This window comes from Gaetbulibacter sp. PBL-D1 (genome assembly GCF_050509525.1).
Classification (GTDB): Bacteria; Bacteroidota; Bacteroidia; order Flavobacteriales; family Flavobacteriaceae; genus Gaetbulibacter_B; species Gaetbulibacter_B jejuensis.
This window is the reverse complement of sequence record NZ_JBNWKB010000006.1, coordinates 67,479-82,297: the sequence shown is the minus strand read 5'-3', so window position 1 is coordinate 82,297 and position 14,819 is coordinate 67,479. Positions and strand designations below refer to the sequence as shown.

The 14,819-nt window shown below is 34.6% G+C and carries 16 protein-coding genes and 1 CRISPR repeat array; of the genes, 7 read left to right on the top strand and 9 right to left on the bottom strand.

The features are described from left to right. Positions 1-21: 21 nt before the first annotated feature. Genes mnmD through ACQ0RB_RS06595 form a run of 3 tightly spaced genes read right to left on the bottom strand, consistent with a single transcriptional unit; the run spans position 22 to position 1,634 of the window. A complete protein-coding gene (gene mnmD / locus ACQ0RB_RS06605; RefSeq protein WP_430497365.1) occupies positions 22-690 on the bottom strand; it encodes a tRNA (5-methylaminomethyl-2-thiouridine)(34)-methyltransferase MnmD in 669 nt (222 codons plus the stop codon). 2 nt (positions 691-692) lie between these two features. Then, positions 693-1,130: a hypothetical protein gene (locus ACQ0RB_RS06600; protein ID WP_430497363.1), complete on the bottom strand. Its 438-nt coding sequence runs from the start codon at positions 1,128-1,130 to the stop codon at positions 693-695. After that, positions 1,131-1,634, bottom strand: a complete 504-nt coding sequence (locus ACQ0RB_RS06595) for a DUF4920 domain-containing protein (protein WP_129761604.1) — start codon at positions 1,632-1,634, stop codon at positions 1,131-1,133. A 270-nt stretch (positions 1,635-1,904) separates the two neighbouring features. Here ACQ0RB_RS06595 and ACQ0RB_RS06590 point away from each other — a divergent pair, with 270 nt between their 5' ends. Then, a complete protein-coding gene (locus ACQ0RB_RS06590; RefSeq protein ID WP_187347856.1) occupies positions 1,905-2,969 on the top strand; it encodes a branched-chain amino acid aminotransferase in 1,065 nt (354 codons plus the stop codon). A gap of 32 nt (positions 2,970-3,001) precedes the next feature. Here the strand turns inward: ACQ0RB_RS06590 and ACQ0RB_RS06585 are convergent, their stop codons facing one another. Then, entirely contained in the window at positions 3,002-3,388 is a 387-nt protein-coding gene (locus ACQ0RB_RS06585) for a nucleoside triphosphate pyrophosphohydrolase family protein (RefSeq protein ID WP_131507820.1), read from the bottom strand. Between the two features lie 513 nt (positions 3,389-3,901). Here ACQ0RB_RS06585 and ACQ0RB_RS06580 point away from each other — a divergent pair. Further along, entirely contained in the window at positions 3,902-4,927 is a 1,026-nt protein-coding gene (locus ACQ0RB_RS06580; RefSeq protein ID WP_430497360.1) for an SRPBCC family protein, read from the top strand. Next, on the top strand, positions 4,928-5,293 hold the full coding sequence (crcB, locus tag ACQ0RB_RS06575; protein WP_129761600.1) for a fluoride efflux transporter CrcB: 366 nt from the start codon (positions 4,928-4,930) through the stop codon (positions 5,291-5,293). Here the strand turns inward: crcB and ACQ0RB_RS06570 are convergent, their stop codons facing one another. After that, positions 5,294-5,896 (bottom strand): DUF1684 domain-containing protein, encoded by a 603-nt coding sequence (locus ACQ0RB_RS06570; protein ID WP_430497358.1) that lies wholly within the window; start codon positions 5,894-5,896, stop codon positions 5,294-5,296. A 233-nt stretch (positions 5,897-6,129) separates the two neighbouring features. Here ACQ0RB_RS06570 and ACQ0RB_RS06565 point away from each other — a divergent pair, with 233 nt between their 5' ends. From ACQ0RB_RS06565 to ACQ0RB_RS06555, 3 genes are read left to right on the top strand one after another with little or no spacing between them, the layout of a single operon-like run. Beyond that, entirely contained in the window at positions 6,130-7,362 is a 1,233-nt protein-coding gene (locus ACQ0RB_RS06565; protein ID WP_430497357.1) for an MDR family MFS transporter, read from the top strand. A 27-nt stretch (positions 7,363-7,389) separates the two neighbouring features. Beyond that, positions 7,390-8,361: a YpdA family putative bacillithiol disulfide reductase gene (locus tag ACQ0RB_RS06560; protein ID WP_430497355.1), complete on the top strand. Its 972-nt coding sequence runs from the start codon at positions 7,390-7,392 to the stop codon at positions 8,359-8,361. Beyond that, positions 8,358-8,843, top strand: coding sequence for a hypothetical protein (locus tag ACQ0RB_RS06555; RefSeq protein WP_430497353.1), 486 nt, complete (start codon positions 8,358-8,360; stop codon positions 8,841-8,843). Before ACQ0RB_RS06560 ends, ACQ0RB_RS06555 begins: the two co-directional genes overlap by 4 nt. Here the strand turns inward: ACQ0RB_RS06555 and ACQ0RB_RS06550 are convergent, their stop codons facing one another. After that, positions 8,844-9,287 (bottom strand): Lrp/AsnC family transcriptional regulator, encoded by a 444-nt coding sequence (locus tag ACQ0RB_RS06550; RefSeq protein WP_129761596.1) that lies wholly within the window; start codon positions 9,285-9,287, stop codon positions 8,844-8,846. Positions 9,288-9,405: 118 nt separating this feature from the next. Between ACQ0RB_RS06550 and ACQ0RB_RS06545 the strand changes: the two genes are divergently transcribed. Continuing rightward, the gene (locus ACQ0RB_RS06545; protein ID WP_430497351.1) at positions 9,406-9,801 is read left to right on the top strand and encodes a hypothetical protein; all 396 of its coding nucleotides are present in this window, start codon (positions 9,406-9,408) and stop codon (positions 9,799-9,801) included. Positions 9,802-9,890: 89 nt separating this feature from the next. On the opposite strand, the gene ACQ0RB_RS06540 is transcribed toward ACQ0RB_RS06545, so the two are convergent. The 3 genes from ACQ0RB_RS06540 to cas1 form a co-directional block, all read right to left on the bottom strand. After that, positions 9,891-11,126 carry a toxin-antitoxin system YwqK family antitoxin gene (locus ACQ0RB_RS06540; RefSeq protein ID WP_430497349.1) on the bottom strand — a complete coding sequence of 412 codons (1,236 nt, stop codon included), beginning with the start codon at positions 11,124-11,126 and terminating at the stop codon, positions 9,891-9,893. A gap of 220 nt (positions 11,127-11,346) precedes the next feature. Then, positions 11,347-13,211: direct repeats of the CRISPR family, unit length 46 nt; unit sequence GTTGTGAATTGCTTTCAGATTACTAAATTAGTAGACCATTCACAGG. A gap of 107 nt (positions 13,212-13,318) precedes the next feature. Beyond that, positions 13,319-13,666, bottom strand: a complete 348-nt coding sequence (gene cas2, locus ACQ0RB_RS06535) for a CRISPR-associated endonuclease Cas2 (RefSeq protein ID WP_430497347.1) — start codon at positions 13,664-13,666, stop codon at positions 13,319-13,321. Between the two features lie 253 nt (positions 13,667-13,919). Beyond that, on the bottom strand, positions 13,920-14,816 hold the full coding sequence (cas1, locus tag ACQ0RB_RS06530) for a type II CRISPR-associated endonuclease Cas1 (RefSeq protein ID WP_430497345.1): 897 nt from the start codon (positions 14,814-14,816) through the stop codon (positions 13,920-13,922). Between the last annotated feature and the right edge of the window lie 3 nt (positions 14,817-14,819).

The window sequence follows — 14,819 nt, the reverse complement described above, 5'->3', positions numbered from 1 at the left end:
TTTAACAGATTTAACTAAACTTTAAACTTCTAACTTAGTAGCTCTAAGCATTTCACGTTTTCCTGGTGGTCCAGGAAGTTTTTCAACACTAAATCCTACAGCTTGCATTGCGCGTCTTACACTTCCTTTTGCGGAATAGGTAACTAATACACCTTTGGTTTTTAATGCCTTATACATTAATTCAAAAATACCTTCTGTCCAAAGTTCTGGTTGCACTCTTGCTCCAAAAGCATCAAAGTATATGAGATCATATTCTACTACAGCATCAATTTCTTTAAAAAACTTCTGTTGTTTGGTTAATGAGAATTTAGGCGTAATATGGTGTAATATTTCCCAATCGCATTGGTGTAGTTTAGAGAATAAAGTGTTGTTAGTTTTTAACTGTTCGGTATAATTTAGAGCATCAACTTCTTCTTGTGTTACAGGATAAGCCTCTACTCCTGTGTAATTGATATGAAGGTTGCTTTTTTCACTTTCTAAAAGTGTAATAAATGCATTTAGTCCTGTACCAAAACCTATTTCAAGGATAGAAATTGGTTTATGGCTATCTAAAAAACAAAAAAGACCATGCAGTATAAAAACATGCATAGCCTCTTGTATAGCACCATGAACAGAATGGTATTGTTCGTTCCAATCTTCAATTTGAATGGTTTTAGAACCGTCTGCTGTGGTAATAATTTTTCGCTTCAAAACTAGTTGATAAGCAACTTTTTTATTCTAGGTATTGGACCTGTACAACTGGTTTGGTGACATGCCACACACAAGTTTACAGCGTTATTAAACCTTTCTTTGATATCTACTGTAGATTCGTCATTGAATATTTCCTTTTCTGTTGCTATAAACAACTTTGAAAAGCTTTCAAAAGTTTCATTTCTATCAGATGCTTTGGTCATTTCAGCAGAATGGATTTTAAGAAAATCCATTGGAAATTGTGTTGGTGTTTTACCCTCCAAAATATCTTGCTTTACCTTCATGTTATGTTCATACATTTGATTCATGAGGATAGCCATTTCAGACGGTTCGTACATATCATACACAATCTCCTCTTTTTGCTCAATGGTTTCTTTTTTATCAGACTCACCACACCCAAAAAGCACAAAAGTCAAAGCTATGCAAGCAAATAGTCTCATTTACTCTTCTTTTAACAATACACCATCTGCTAAAAAAGCATATTCTTTTTTAGGCTCAGTTATTGCTTCAATTTCTTCAGTTGTTTTTCCTCCATCTTCAGCAATATGGCGTAATTGATCTACTGAAGTTTCAGTAACAAAAGCTTGTCCGTTTATGATTACTTCTTTACCAGCAATATTTTTAGGCACAAAAAAAGCATAGTCTTTAAACTTCACCATAACTTGGCTATCATCTTCTAGTTTTAATTTCATCCAACAACCTTTAGCTTGACATACTTCTTCAACAGTAGCAATCATTTTAGAAGGAATACTATCTCCTACACTCATGTCTTTATAATGCTTTGCCATAGATTTAGCAGCAACGGCATCATCAGCAACTATTTCTTTTCCAAAAGAAGCATAAGTCACTTCTTCTTTTACAGTATCATTTGCAGGTTCTTTCTTTTCACTTTTACACGCTGCAAAAGCAACTAACACAACCAAAAGGGCAGCTATTTTTCTCATAATTTTAATAAATTTTAATAACGCCACTAAGATACTTGTTTTTTTTGTTAGAATGTTTCTAAACTTTTTAATTTAAAGTATAATACAAAGAGCATTACGTAATAATCACTTATAAAAGTTAAAAACACAATCACTTTTATAAAATCAAAAGTGTATAAAAATCAATACTTTTTTAGCCAATTGAAAAAGTTTAAACGAGTTCTTAATCCAATACTAAATTAAATACCATTATATTTTCATAATTTTGCAAAATATACTCAAAACATATCCATGGAAAATATAATCAACAATATCCCTGTAACTAAGTGTGAAAAAAGCAAGATAAGTGATGTAGATTTTAACAATTTAGCATTTGGTAGTGTGTTTTCAGATCATATGTTGGTTTGCGATTATAAAAATGGCGCTTGGGAAACTCCTACAATTGTACCTTACCAACCTATTACTTTGGACCCTTCTGCTAAAATATTTCATTACGGACAGTCTATTTTTGAAGGCATGAAAGCCTATAAAGACACTAATGAAGACGTGTGGTTATTTCGTCCAATGGACAATTGTAAGCGTTTAAATATTTCAGCAAAACGCTTGGCAATACCTGAATTACCAGAAGCGTATTTTATGGAAGGCTTAAAAGCACTTTTAAAACTGGATAGCAATTGGATTCCTACAAACTCTGGCGGTTCTTTGTACATAAGACCTTTTATTTTTGCTTCTGGAAATGGTTTTCATGCGTCGCCTGCTAATGCGTATAAGTTTATTATCGCAACTGCGCCTTCTGGCGCTTATTTTTCTGGCAAAGTTAAAGTGGCTATTGAAGAAAAATACTCGCGCTCAGCTAATGGTGGTGTAGGATATGCTAAAGCTGGTGGTAACTATGCAGGTCAATTTTACCCAACACAGTTAGCAATTCAAAAAGGATATAATCAAGTTATTTGGACTGACGATAACACTCACGAATATATTGAAGAAGCTGGCGCAATGAATATTTTTGTTAGAATTAACGACACATTAATGACTGCACCTACTAGCGATAGAATTTTAGATGGGATTACTCGTAAGAGTATTATTGAAATTGCAAAAGCCGAAGGTATAAATGTTGAAGTCAAAAAAATATCGGTGAACGAAGTTGTTGAAGCTGCCAAAAATGGATCACTTAAAGAAATGTTTGGCTCTGGTACTGCTGCTGTTGTATCTCCAATAGCTGCTTTTGGATATAAAGGAACTGATTACGACCTGCCAGAACTAGAAAACAGCTACGCTTCATTATTGAAAAAACGAATTACAGACATACAATATAACAGAACTGACGACCCTTTTGGTTGGAGAGTTAAGGTTTAAAAAAAAAGAGAAGCAACGTTGCTTCTCTTTTTTTATTTATCTAAAATAGATGCGATATCAGGTTTAAAATAATTAGGTCCTTTCAATACTTTTCCATCTTCTCTATAAATAGGTTCTCCATCTTCACCAAGCTTACTCATATTACTGCGTTGTATTTCTTCAAAAACTTCTTCTATTTTATATTGCAAACCGTGTTCAATAATGGTTCCGCATAAAATATAAAGTAAATCACCAAGCGCATCGGCAACCTCAACTAAATCATTGTTATTTGCTGCTTCTAGATACTCTTCGTTTTCTTCTCTCATCAGTTTATAACGCAACATATTTTTTTCTAAACCTAAATCGGCTTTTGGGGTTTCTCTATGTCCTATTTTAAATGCTGAGTGAAAAGCTTTTACAGCTTCAATTTTATCTTTCATTAGTATATTAGTATTATTTTATGCTTTTTTTAAAAATTTTTGAAATATAAATATTTAATTTTACATAAATTTAATTTTATGTTTACTAAAGGGCAATGGGTTTTTGGAATTTTATTTGCAATAGCATTTATTATTATATTAATTTTCACCTACAAAAAAGACCTTAAGCTACATAAACGTTATTACAAAGGCGTTATTTGGGTACTAATAGCTTTTATTTCTTTCATCTTTTTTATTTCTACAATGAAGTTTTTATTTAAGTAATTGAACTTATTTTTCATAAAAAGGTATGTTATTTATGTTTTTTGATGACAAATCAATTTAAATACGATTTACAATAAAGTAATCAGTTCTAACATAAACTTTTGCCTTATGAAAATCATTCTTTTAATAAGTATTTTGATTTTGTTCAACCTTATTCTACTTAGATTTAGTGTAAATAAATAGACATTACACAAATATATTGATATAGCTTTTTTAATTATCTTTGGTAAAACAACTATAAAACCAAAAATGAAAGCTTTAAAATATATATTCTTTTTACTTCTTATACTCATTATAGGTATTGCTATTTACATTGCTGTACAGCCTAATTCTTTTGAAGTTAAAAGAGAACGTACAATCAATGCGCCTGCTGCTGTTATTTACAATAATGTTATTGATTTTAAAAACTGGGAAGCATGGTCGTCTTGGGTTGAAAAAGATCCAGAAACAGTAATTACTCTTAGCGAACAAACCAAAGGTGTTGGAGGTGCGTACTCGTGGGTGGATTCTCATGGAGAAGGTAACATGAAAACCTTAGCAACTAAACCTAATGTTTCTATTGATCAAGAACTACAGTTTGGGGATTTTGACCCTTCAAAGATACAATGGGAATTTACTCCTACCGAAGACGGTAAAACCAACGTAGTATGGAAAATGAACAGTGACAATGTTCCGTTTATCTTTAAAGCTTCTGCATTAGCTTCTGGTGGTTTTGACAACATGATTGGTCCAGACTTTGAGCGTGGTTTAGAAAAACTAGATAGCTTAGTTGTTGAGTCTATGAAAGTCTATTCAATTAAAGTAAATGGAGTAACGCAGCACAGTGGTGGATTTTACCTTTATAATACCACGTCTTGTAAAATTAGCGAACTAGACACCAAAATGCAGGATATGTTACCTAAAGTTGGTGCTTATGCTATTACACATAATATTACTATGGCTGGACCTCCTTTTGTATATTATCACAAATGGGACGAAGCCAATAATGCTGTAATGTTTTCGTGCTGCATACCTACAACATCTCAAGTAATTACTGCTGATGATAGTGATATTTTAACAGGACAGTTACAACCATTTAAAGCAGTTGAAACAACTCTTACTGGCGATTATACTAACTTAAAAGAGGCTTGGAATACTACTATGAAATATATCACCGAAAATAATCTTGAATTCACCGATGAAAACGGACCAATGCTTGAAACGTACTTAACCGATCCTACAAGCACACCTAATCCTGCTGATTGGATAACTAAAATATACATTGCTGTAAAATAGATGAAAAACCTACTTCTTGTTTTTGTTGGTGGTGGTTTTGGAAGTGTTTTAAGATACATCCTAAGCAAATATCTTAACAGCACCGAAACAGGAATTCCTTATGGTACATTTGCAGCAAATATTTTAGGGAGTTTACTCATTGGCATTATTTTAGGATTAGCAGTTAAAAACAATACACTGTCTTCAAATCAAACACTGCTTTTAGCCACTGGTTTTTGTGGTGGATTCACCACATTTTCAACCTTTGCTTACGAAAACCATGTCTTTTTAAAATCAGGTGATTTTACAAGTTTTGCGCTATATACAATTGCTAGTTTTATAGTTGGATTTTTAGCAGTTTTTTTTGGAATGTACTTGGTTAAATAACTATTCCTTTTTGTAGGCCTTCACACCTGCTTGTATGTTGATATCTAAGTAATTTACTCTAGGCACAATTGGGCAAGAGTAGTTCTCATTGTAGGCACAATAAGGGTTATAAGCTTTGTTAAAATCAACCACAATAGTGTCGCCTTCAGGAATTTTTAAATCAATATAACGTCCGCCTCCATAGGTCGTCTCTCCATTTGTGTTGTCTAAAAAAGGTAAAAACAAATAATCTTGCTGATCTTCGCTAGTAATAGAATCTTCGCCTTGGTATACATTCAACTGATAGGTTTGACCTTGTAACTCAAACGTCAAAATACCATAAACACGCTCTCTAGATAAACGGTCAGTATTCGTTTTCATATTAAACCACTTAGAGTCTGGTGTACGTTTTAATTGAGCAGTAACTACATAAGCTGAGTCAAACTTAAAAAAATCAAGTCCCTTAAAATTCTTTTTAGCTCTTCCTTTAAGTGGCGAACTTGTTGCATCTCTAAAATCAGCATTCATCTTCTTTTGAAACTCGGTCTCACCAACAATCGGTTCTTTTCCTTGATGGCAACCTAAGGCTAATACCAACACTAAAAATGTAATAACTTTTCTCATCGGGTTAATTTTTTCAATTCAAAAATACAACTTAAACTTTTTTTACCTAGCTTTGAAGAGCAATAAAGAAAAAATCATGTTCAACTGTAATACAATTGTAAAGCAAAAATATACCTCTTCTCAACGAAGTCGGGCTTGCTATATATTGTAATGATAGTTGAATACAATTAATCAATATAGAAAAGTCCGACGCTAGCGTCGGACTTTTTACTTTTATAACAATCAATCAAACAATGAAATTTATTTATTTTTTAAACAACAAGTTATTACAACCCTACCTAAACACATTTAGCGGGTTGTCTAAAGAAGTATGGTGGTTATCGCTCATTACACTCATTAACAGAGCTGGCACCATGGTTATTCCGTTTTTATCATTATATCTCAATAAAAGCTTAGACTTTAGTCTTTCTGATGTTGGTATGATTATGAGTGCTTTTGGTGCAGGTTCAGTAGTTGGGTCTTGGCTTGGTGGCAAACTCACCGACAAAATTGGGTATTACAAAGTAATGGTAATTAGCTTAGTACTGTCAGGGCTTCTATTCATTGGCTTACAATTTATAAGCACCTACTATGGCATCATGCTAGGTATATTTTTACTCCTTGCAGTAGCCGATATGTTTCGTCCTGCAATGTTTGTAGCATTAAGTGCTTACAGTAAGCCTGAAAACAAAACACGCTCAGTTACACTTATTCGTTTGGCTATTAACCTTGGATTTTCTGCTGGTCCTGCCATTGGCGGATTAATTATTGCTACATTGGGTTATGGTGGTTTGTTTTGGGTAGATGGTATTACTTGTATAGCTGCAGGCTTCCTATTACTCAAGGTACTCAACCCTAAAACTGCCAGAGTTCAGGATAACATCGTTTCTCAAAACCCTAAATCGGCTTATAAAGACGGAAAGTACATTATCTTTTTAGTAGCTATGGTATTATTTAGTATTGCCTTTCTTCAGTACTTCTCAACAATGCCACTGTACTACAAAGACGTACATGTATTATCAGAGTTTAAAATAGGATTACTCATGGGAATGAACGGTTTATTAATTGCTGTATTTGAAATGCCTCTAGTAAAATGGCTCGAATCTCCTAAATACACCAAAACAGGTTTAGTAGCCTTTGGAGCTGTATTAACACTTATAAGCTTTATTGTGCTTAATGTTACTGCTTGGGTTGGTGTATTGGTTATTGGGATGTTGTTTATGACCATTGGCGAAATGATTGCCTTCCCATTTTCTAATGCTTTTGCCTTAAAACGTGCAAAACAAGGCAACCAAGGCGAATACATGGCTTTATACAGTATGGCGTTTGCTATAGCACATATCTTTGGGCACAATTCAGGAATGCACATGGTGGAATTAGTAGGCTTTACCAACACATGGTACATTGTGTCTTTAGTGATGGTAATATGTATTGCCATACTTTTAATGTTAAAGCGTAAAATGAGATTTCAAAAAATAGAAGAATAACCTTAATTTAGTAGCAACACAATATTAATGACACAAACAGATATACTAATTATTGGAGCAGGTCCTATTGGAATTGCCTGCGCTTTGGAATGTGAGAAAAGAGGTTGGAATTATATCGTGCTCGAAAAAGGCGCACTCACCAACTCTTTGTTTAACTACCCTTTAAACATGACCTTTTTCTCCACTTCCGAGCGTTTGGAAATCGACAACATTCCATTTATAAGCAATAACCCAAAACCAAATAGAGACGAGGCCTTGGAATATTACCGTCGTGTAGCAACATCTAACACGCTCAACATAAACCTGTATGAAGAAGTAACAGCCATACAAAAGCAAAACAACCAATTTCAGGTTACCTCAAACAAAACCAACTACAGTGCAAAAAAAGTAGTGATCGCCACAGGGTTTTACGACATCCCAAAACTTTTAAATGTTCCTGGTGAGTCCTTACCTAAAGTGTCACATTACTACAAAGAAGCGCATCCTTTTAGTATGCAAGATGTTATTGTGGTTGGTGCTAGCAATTCTGCAGTTGATGCTGCGCTTGAAATTTGGCGTAAAGGTGGAAACGTTACTATGGTAGTACGTAAAGGAGCTATTGGCGAACGTGTAAAATATTGGGTAAGACCTGATATCATTAACAGAATTGAAGAAGGTAGCATTAAAGCCTATTTTAATTCCGAAATCAAAGAAATTACACCACATCAGGTAATCATTACCACACCTAAAGGCACTGAAACCATTGCTAACGACTATGTAGTGGCACTCACAGGCTACCAACCTAACTTTCAGTTTTTAGAACAAGCAGGAGTTACCTTGTCTAATGATGGAAATTTCTTTCCGCAGTACAATCCTGACACCATGGAAAGCAACGTACAAGGACTCTACCTTGCAGGTGTAATTTGTGGCGGAACCGAAACCCACAAATGGTTTATTGAAAACTCAAGAGTACATGCTAAACTAATTGCTGAGCATATTGCAAATAATATTGGCAAATGATAGAAGAATGGAATAAAATACCAGTTTTTGCTAAAGCAATTGAAATTCAACAACTCGTTAGAAATTTAGTTGAAGCTATAGAACACACTGACATTGAGTTTAATAAAGACATTGAAGCAGAAATGATTAAAAATAATATTGATTATCTTTCAAAAAATACTTTAATCATTCCTGCTAAAATTGCTGGAGCTTTAAGTTCTAATATTCCTTATGCTATAAAAATGGAAAATGCAGCAATAATACGAAAAGCTGCTCGAGAAATTTCAACAGATTTAACAGGTATAGAAATGCACGGTTATAAAGATGTTGAATACCTAAATTTTCTAAGACAAGAAATAGAAGAGTTTAGAGTTTTATTTGCTGAATGGGTTAAAAGTTTTAATCCTTGGGATTATATTATTGACCGTTGGGGACTTTTTAACCCTCCAGGTGTCAACTATGACGATCATGACCCTGACGACGACTTACCCAACAAGAAGTAATCACTTCAATGGCTTTATCGCTCCATTCTTTACCACTTGCGAAAGTACTATTTGCGTTTTGGTTTCTCCATATATAATCAACTGGTCAATAAAGGTTTCTAAATGCTTTTGGTTTTTAAGTACCACTTCCATTACAATATTTTCGTTTCCTGTAATACGATAGCAGTTCAACACCTCATCATAGGTTTTTACCTTCTCAAAAAAAGGCTTTAGCTTTCCCATAAAAGCACGTAAGGTAATAATAGCTTTTAATTGATAACCTGCTTCAAAATAAGAAACTGATGTGTAATAGTCTTCAATAATACCTGCATCTTCCATCTTTTTTATACGCTCCGAAACTGCTGGCGAAGTAATACCAACTTGCCTACCAATTTCAGCATTAGACTGTCTTGCATTGTCCTGCAAACACTTTAAAATCTTCCAGTTTAATCTATCTATACTCATTTAAAGAGAAATTAAAAAATAACTTAATATTTAAAGCAAATATAACATATTGCTTTAATATCAAAAGTAGAATCTCAATTCTTGTGCTTAATTTTGATATAAATTGCTATTATATACTATGTTACCTCATTTACCATCTCATCTATCAGAATTGCCTATATATCAAAAGGCTATGGATATTTTTGTCCTATCTAGAAGCATCTCTACCTACTTAAGCCATGATTTGTCATATTTGCATAAAGATGGTTCAGAAAACGAACACATCTACTTCTCTGGAGACATCGTACAACAGTCTATTTCTTTAGCACCTGAAATCGCTAAAGCCGAACAAGAACGTCATACAGATAAAAAACACAAACACATGGCATCGGTAAGACAGCTTACCAACCGTTTGTATAGCAACTGTCGTCGTTTAGAAAAATGTAACAGTAACGGTAAAGACTACATCCCATTATTAAGGCGCGAACTTAAAACCTTTAAAAAGCTTCAACATACTTGGATGTTGACGTTGTAGTTAGGTGTTTAACAATCGATAAGAACAAGCGATTAAGTATCTAATATTTAGTTTTAGTACACTGTGTTTAAGAGAGTGCTAATAACTCATTATTTTTGTTCTAAACCATCTACAAATGTTTTTGTTTCGGTTAGTTTACCGTTTTCATCATAATAATTTACAGTACCATTACCATGTACCAAGGTGCCTTTGTCTAGTTTATTGCCTTTATTATCATAACAAGAAATAATATCCATAAACTTACCATCATCCCATAGTCTTATTTGATAGATGGTATTGTTTCTATGGTAAATTTTCCATTCTCCTGTGGCTTTGCCTTTAGTAAAATTTCCGAATTCCTGTAACTGCCCATTATCGTGATAATGTTTCCATTCTCCATCTTTTTTATAATTTTCACGTATTCCGACAGCTGATAATTGGCCATTTTCATGATAGGACTTCCACACTCCTTGTGATCCTTCAGCGTCAAAAGTTCCTATTTCAGATAATTGACCATTGTCATAGTAGAATTTCCATTCTCCTATTTTTTTACCATTTTCTATATATCCTATTTCAGATAATTGACCGTTTTCATGATAGGACTTCCACACTCCTTGTGATCCTTCAGCGTCAAAAGTTCCTATTTCAGATAATTTGCCATTGTCATAGTAGAATTTCCATTCTCCTATTTTTTTACCATTTTCTGTATATCCTATTTCTGATAATTGACCATTTTCATGATAATGTTTCCATTCACCAGTAGCTTTATCATCTTCATAATGCCCTATCCCAGATAGCTGACCATTCTCATGATAAGCTTTCCACAGGCCTTCATATTCACCAGCTTCAAAAACTCCTATCTCAGCTAATTGACCATTTTCATGGTATACTTTCCATTCCCCTACCTGAACATTATTTTCAAAGGTTCCTACGGTAGACAATTTACCATTCTCATGGTATTTTTTATATACACCATCTAGTTGTTTATTAGCATTATATAGTACTACTCTTTCTAATTGACCTGTTTCATAATAATACTTCCATTCACCTATTTCAATGCCATTTTCAAAATGTCCTTCACCATATAATTTACCACTTTCTGTATAGCTTTTCCACACACCAACAGTATTACCGTTTTCAAACTTTCCTGCCAATGCTAATTTTCCATTCTCATGATAAAATTTCCATTCGCCAACGCGTTTATCATCCTTATAGTAACCTGTTCTAGATACTGTTCCATCATCATAATATTCCTTGTGCGGTTCTTGAGCATAAAAAACATGAGTAGTAACTACTAGCATTAATAAAAATAATAAGGACTGTTTTTTGTTGTATAAGTATTGCATAGGGTTTGTTTTGGGTTAACAATTGTACATTCAAAAAATCTAATATATAGCAAATGAATTAGTTATTTGGTAAATTTCCTACAAAATCAAATTATTTTTTGGTCATTAGGGTGTAAATGGGTAGTAACTATCGTCATTTAGAAAAAGCTACGGTAATGATATGACTACGTATCGTTATTAAAACATGAGTATAAAGCCTTTGAGTATTTGTTTAATGGTAGTTGTGAATTGCTTTCAGATTACTAAATTAGTAGACCATTCACAGGTGGACCTGTTTGTATTTGTCCGTCTTCCTTGTTGTGAATTGCTTTCAGATTACTAAATTAGTAGACCATTCACAGGGATAACGGATTGCCTGACACTATTTATCCAGTTGTGAATTGCTTTCAGATTACTAAATTAGTAGACCATTCACAGGGAAAATGATACAACTTACTATGCTGATGACGTTGTGAATTGCTTTCAGATTACTAAATTAGTAGACCATTCACAGGAAACTAAAAAATGAAGAACCATTATTAGTGTTGTGAATTGCTTTCAGATTACTAAATTAGTAGACCATTCACAGGATCGGAAACCACCTCCATTTATCCCACTTTGTTGTGAATTGCTTTCAGATTACTAAATTAGTAGACCATTCACAGGTCCTGCTTCATAAGATTTGTTATCTCCTAAGTTGTGAATTGCTTTCAGATTACTAAATTAGTAGACCATTCACAGGCAAGCTGCACCAAGTTTTAACGTTGTAGGTGTTGTGAATTGCTTTCAGATTACTAAATTAGTAGACCATTCACAGGAATGATTGAAACTTTAAGTTTTGGCTGTGCGTTGTGAATTGCTTTCAGATTACTAAATTAGTAGACCATTCACAGGTAACAAGCCTATAAGGTTGTACACAGGCTTGTTGTGAATTGCTTTCAGATTACTAAATTAGTAGACCATTCACAGGTATGATGGAAGTAATCAACCTAAGCTGTTTGTTGTGAATTGCTTTCAGATTACTAAATTAGTAGACCATTCACAGGGTTAGCGTCTCCTGGTCTTCGGTCAATGCGTTGTGAATTGCTTTCAGATTACTAAATTAGTAGACCATTCACAGGTTCCTTTCATTACGTTACAACCAGGAGGTGGTTGTGAATTGCTTTCAGATTACTAAATTAGTAGACCATTCACAGGTTACCACCTCTCTCAATAGAAGAGTATTTAGTTGTGAATTGCTTTCAGATTACTAAATTAGTAGACCATTCACAGGAAAAATAGTTTTTCCCTCTGCTTCATCTTGTTGTGAATTGCTTTCAGATTACTAAATTAGTAGACCATTCACAGGGACTGTAATAATGAAGTTGTAAAAGACATTGTTGTGAATTGCTTTCAGATTACTAAATTAGTAGACCATTCACAGGTCTAACATCGATTGCCTAACATCGCTAACAGTTGTGAATTGCTTTCAGATTACTAAATTAGTAGACCATTCACAGGTTGATTCACCCGGTCATCAACAATAGAACAGTTGTGAATTGCTTTCAGATTACTAAATTAGTAGACCATTCACAGGAGTTATTGGGCAAAACAAGTTGTAAACGTAGTTGTGAATTGCTTTCAGATTACTAAATTAGTAGACCATTCACAGGGGTTCGCACGCTGAAAACAATGACAGACAGTTGTGAATTGCTTTCAGATTACTAAATTAGTAGACCATTCACAGGATGGAACTGCAAACTGAAGATAAGTACTTCGTTGTGAATTGCTTTCAGATTACTAAATTAGTAGACCATTCACAGGCTATACCAATTTAGAAGTACTTAACTACTGTTGTGAATTGCTTTCAGATTACTAAATTAGTAGACCATTCACAGGCCTAATGGTAATCCACTAACAATGTCTCTTGTTGTGAATTGCTTTCAGATTACTAAATTAGTAGACCATTCACAGGGCTGAGGATAATGACATCAACAAAGGTTATGTTGTGAATTGCTTTCAGATTACTAAATTAGTAGACCATTCACAGGTTTGTAAATAAAGAAAGAAAAAGGTTTCCCGTTGTGAATTGCTTTCAGATTACTAAATTAGTAGACCATTCACAGGATACTATCCGTAAAAAGCTAGTATCCTGTTATTTATGAATTAAATAGAATTTCCAAATGTCAGGTCGAGCGCAGTCGAGACCTCAATCAAAAACCAAATTCCACATCCTAAAACAACTCCAGTTGCTGGCTCGGTGGTTCAGGTTCAACCTCCTTTTGCCCGTGAAAAAGTTCCATCATCCCAAACTGCTTGTCCGTAATTTGCATAATACACACCTTCCCTTTTTTGGGCAAAGCGTTTTTGGTACGCTTAATATGTACCGCAGCATTTTCACGACTCGCACAAAAACGCATATAAATACTAAACTGGAACATGGCAAAACCATCATCCAATAAATTCTTACGAAAACGGGTAGCCACCTTACGCTCGGTTAAGGTTTCTGTTGGCAAATCAAAAAATACCAGTACCCACATACTTCTATATTGGTTCAATCGTAAAAACCTATCGTTTTCCATAATAAGCAATCACTATAATGTTTTTCCTCAAGGCTCCTCCCTTTAGTTAAAAGGAGGTGGCTAGAACGACCAAAAAAGTTCTAGACAGAGGGTTTGTCTAAAAAACCCAAAAGCAATCAACATAACACAACCGTCATTGAAACTCTCAAAGCACTCCCAAACCAATGCCTAAGGTTTACATTGAGGCTCTCGAAATGTCAAAACAATTACATAATTTGTCACACTGAGCTTGTCGAAGTGCTCTAAAAACCCACTAAACAAACTCCGGATACAACACACGCCTACTAACACCTGCAAAACACTCGTACAAACTATTGGTACTACGGCTCATGGCAACCATCAAGGGACTCTGCTTCCCATCAATAACCACATCCAAAGCAGGAATCATCAACAAATCAGCCTTAATACTTTTGGTCAGCTCATCCAAACCACAACCCGTTTCCACAATATCATACACCAGGGCATCCACAAAGGGCCTATAAGGTTCCATAACATCATCGGCTAAACAAAAAGCATTGTACTTATTACTATGAAAAACCCCAACCGAAGGCAACAGCCCACTGCTCACCAAAGCCCTAGCAGTAACAGCACGCAAAATGGCATAGCCATAGTTCAACAGGTTATTGGGCGGCACACCCTTCTGGTTACGGCTAAAGCCATCAATATCAAATAGGTTCTGAAAATAAAAAGCAGCAGCCAAAGCCTCTTGGTTACCAAAATCACCACTCTTTACATCCTTGGCATAACGTTTTAAACGAATCGCATTTTTCCCACGCGACAAAAAATGCTGCGCTTGATTATTAATCTTGGCAGTAACCGTTTGCTGCCATATATTTTTCTTGAGCGGCACACTAGCGTTCAATTGATAACGCATCCGCTCCGTTTGCTCACTATGCCCTACCAAAGGTTGTAAAAAACTACAAGGCAAATGCTGCTTATCACAGGTTATTACCGCTGTTTTGTTTTGCACTAATTTTAGCAGCAACCCGTTGGTTATGGTAATCTGCGGGTCTTCCAAGACCACATAGCCCAAATCTTCAATGGGAATGGTTTTTTCTGCTTTACCTTCTTCAGGAAAATCAACTACCAATTGCTCATTTTTAGTACTTAAATAAGCTGGGTTACCAAAAAAGAGGGTGCGTTTTATCATTAT

Excerpts from the sequence above, each read along its gene's own strand:
- ACQ0RB_RS06600 (WP_430497363.1), bottom strand. The coding sequence starts at position 1,130 with ATGAGACTATTTGCTTGCATAGCTTTGACTTTTGTGCTTTTTGGGTGT.
- ACQ0RB_RS06595 (WP_129761604.1), bottom strand. The coding sequence starts at position 1,634 with ATGAGAAAAATAGCTGCCCTTTTGGTTGTGTTAGTTGCTTTTGCAGCG.
- ACQ0RB_RS06590 (WP_187347856.1), top strand. The coding sequence starts at position 1,905 with ATGGAAAATATAATCAACAATATCCCTGTAACTAAGTGTGAAAAAAGC.
- ACQ0RB_RS06585 (WP_131507820.1), bottom strand. The coding sequence starts at position 3,388 with ATGAAAGATAAAATTGAAGCTGTAAAAGCTTTTCACTCAGCATTTAAA.
- ACQ0RB_RS06580 (WP_430497360.1), top strand. The coding sequence starts at position 3,902 with ATGAAAGCTTTAAAATATATATTCTTTTTACTTCTTATACTCATTATA.
- crcB (WP_129761600.1), top strand. The coding sequence starts at position 4,928 with ATGAAAAACCTACTTCTTGTTTTTGTTGGTGGTGGTTTTGGAAGTGTT.
- ACQ0RB_RS06570 (WP_430497358.1), bottom strand. The coding sequence starts at position 5,896 with ATGAGAAAAGTTATTACATTTTTAGTGTTGGTATTAGCCTTAGGTTGC.
- ACQ0RB_RS06565 (WP_430497357.1), top strand. The coding sequence starts at position 6,130 with ATGAAATTTATTTATTTTTTAAACAACAAGTTATTACAACCCTACCTA.
- ACQ0RB_RS06560 (WP_430497355.1), top strand. The coding sequence starts at position 7,390 with ATGACACAAACAGATATACTAATTATTGGAGCAGGTCCTATTGGAATT.
- ACQ0RB_RS06555 (WP_430497353.1), top strand. The coding sequence starts at position 8,358 with ATGATAGAAGAATGGAATAAAATACCAGTTTTTGCTAAAGCAATTGAA.
- ACQ0RB_RS06550 (WP_129761596.1), bottom strand. The coding sequence starts at position 9,287 with ATGAGTATAGATAGATTAAACTGGAAGATTTTAAAGTGTTTGCAGGAC.
- ACQ0RB_RS06545 (WP_430497351.1), top strand. The coding sequence starts at position 9,406 with ATGTTACCTCATTTACCATCTCATCTATCAGAATTGCCTATATATCAA.
- ACQ0RB_RS06540 (WP_430497349.1), bottom strand. The coding sequence starts at position 11,126 with ATGCAATACTTATACAACAAAAAACAGTCCTTATTATTTTTATTAATG.
- cas2 (WP_430497347.1), bottom strand. The coding sequence starts at position 13,666 with ATGGAAAACGATAGGTTTTTACGATTGAACCAATATAGAAGTATGTGG.
- cas1 (WP_430497345.1), bottom strand. The coding sequence starts at position 14,816 with ATGATAAAACGCACCCTCTTTTTTGGTAACCCAGCTTATTTAAGTACT.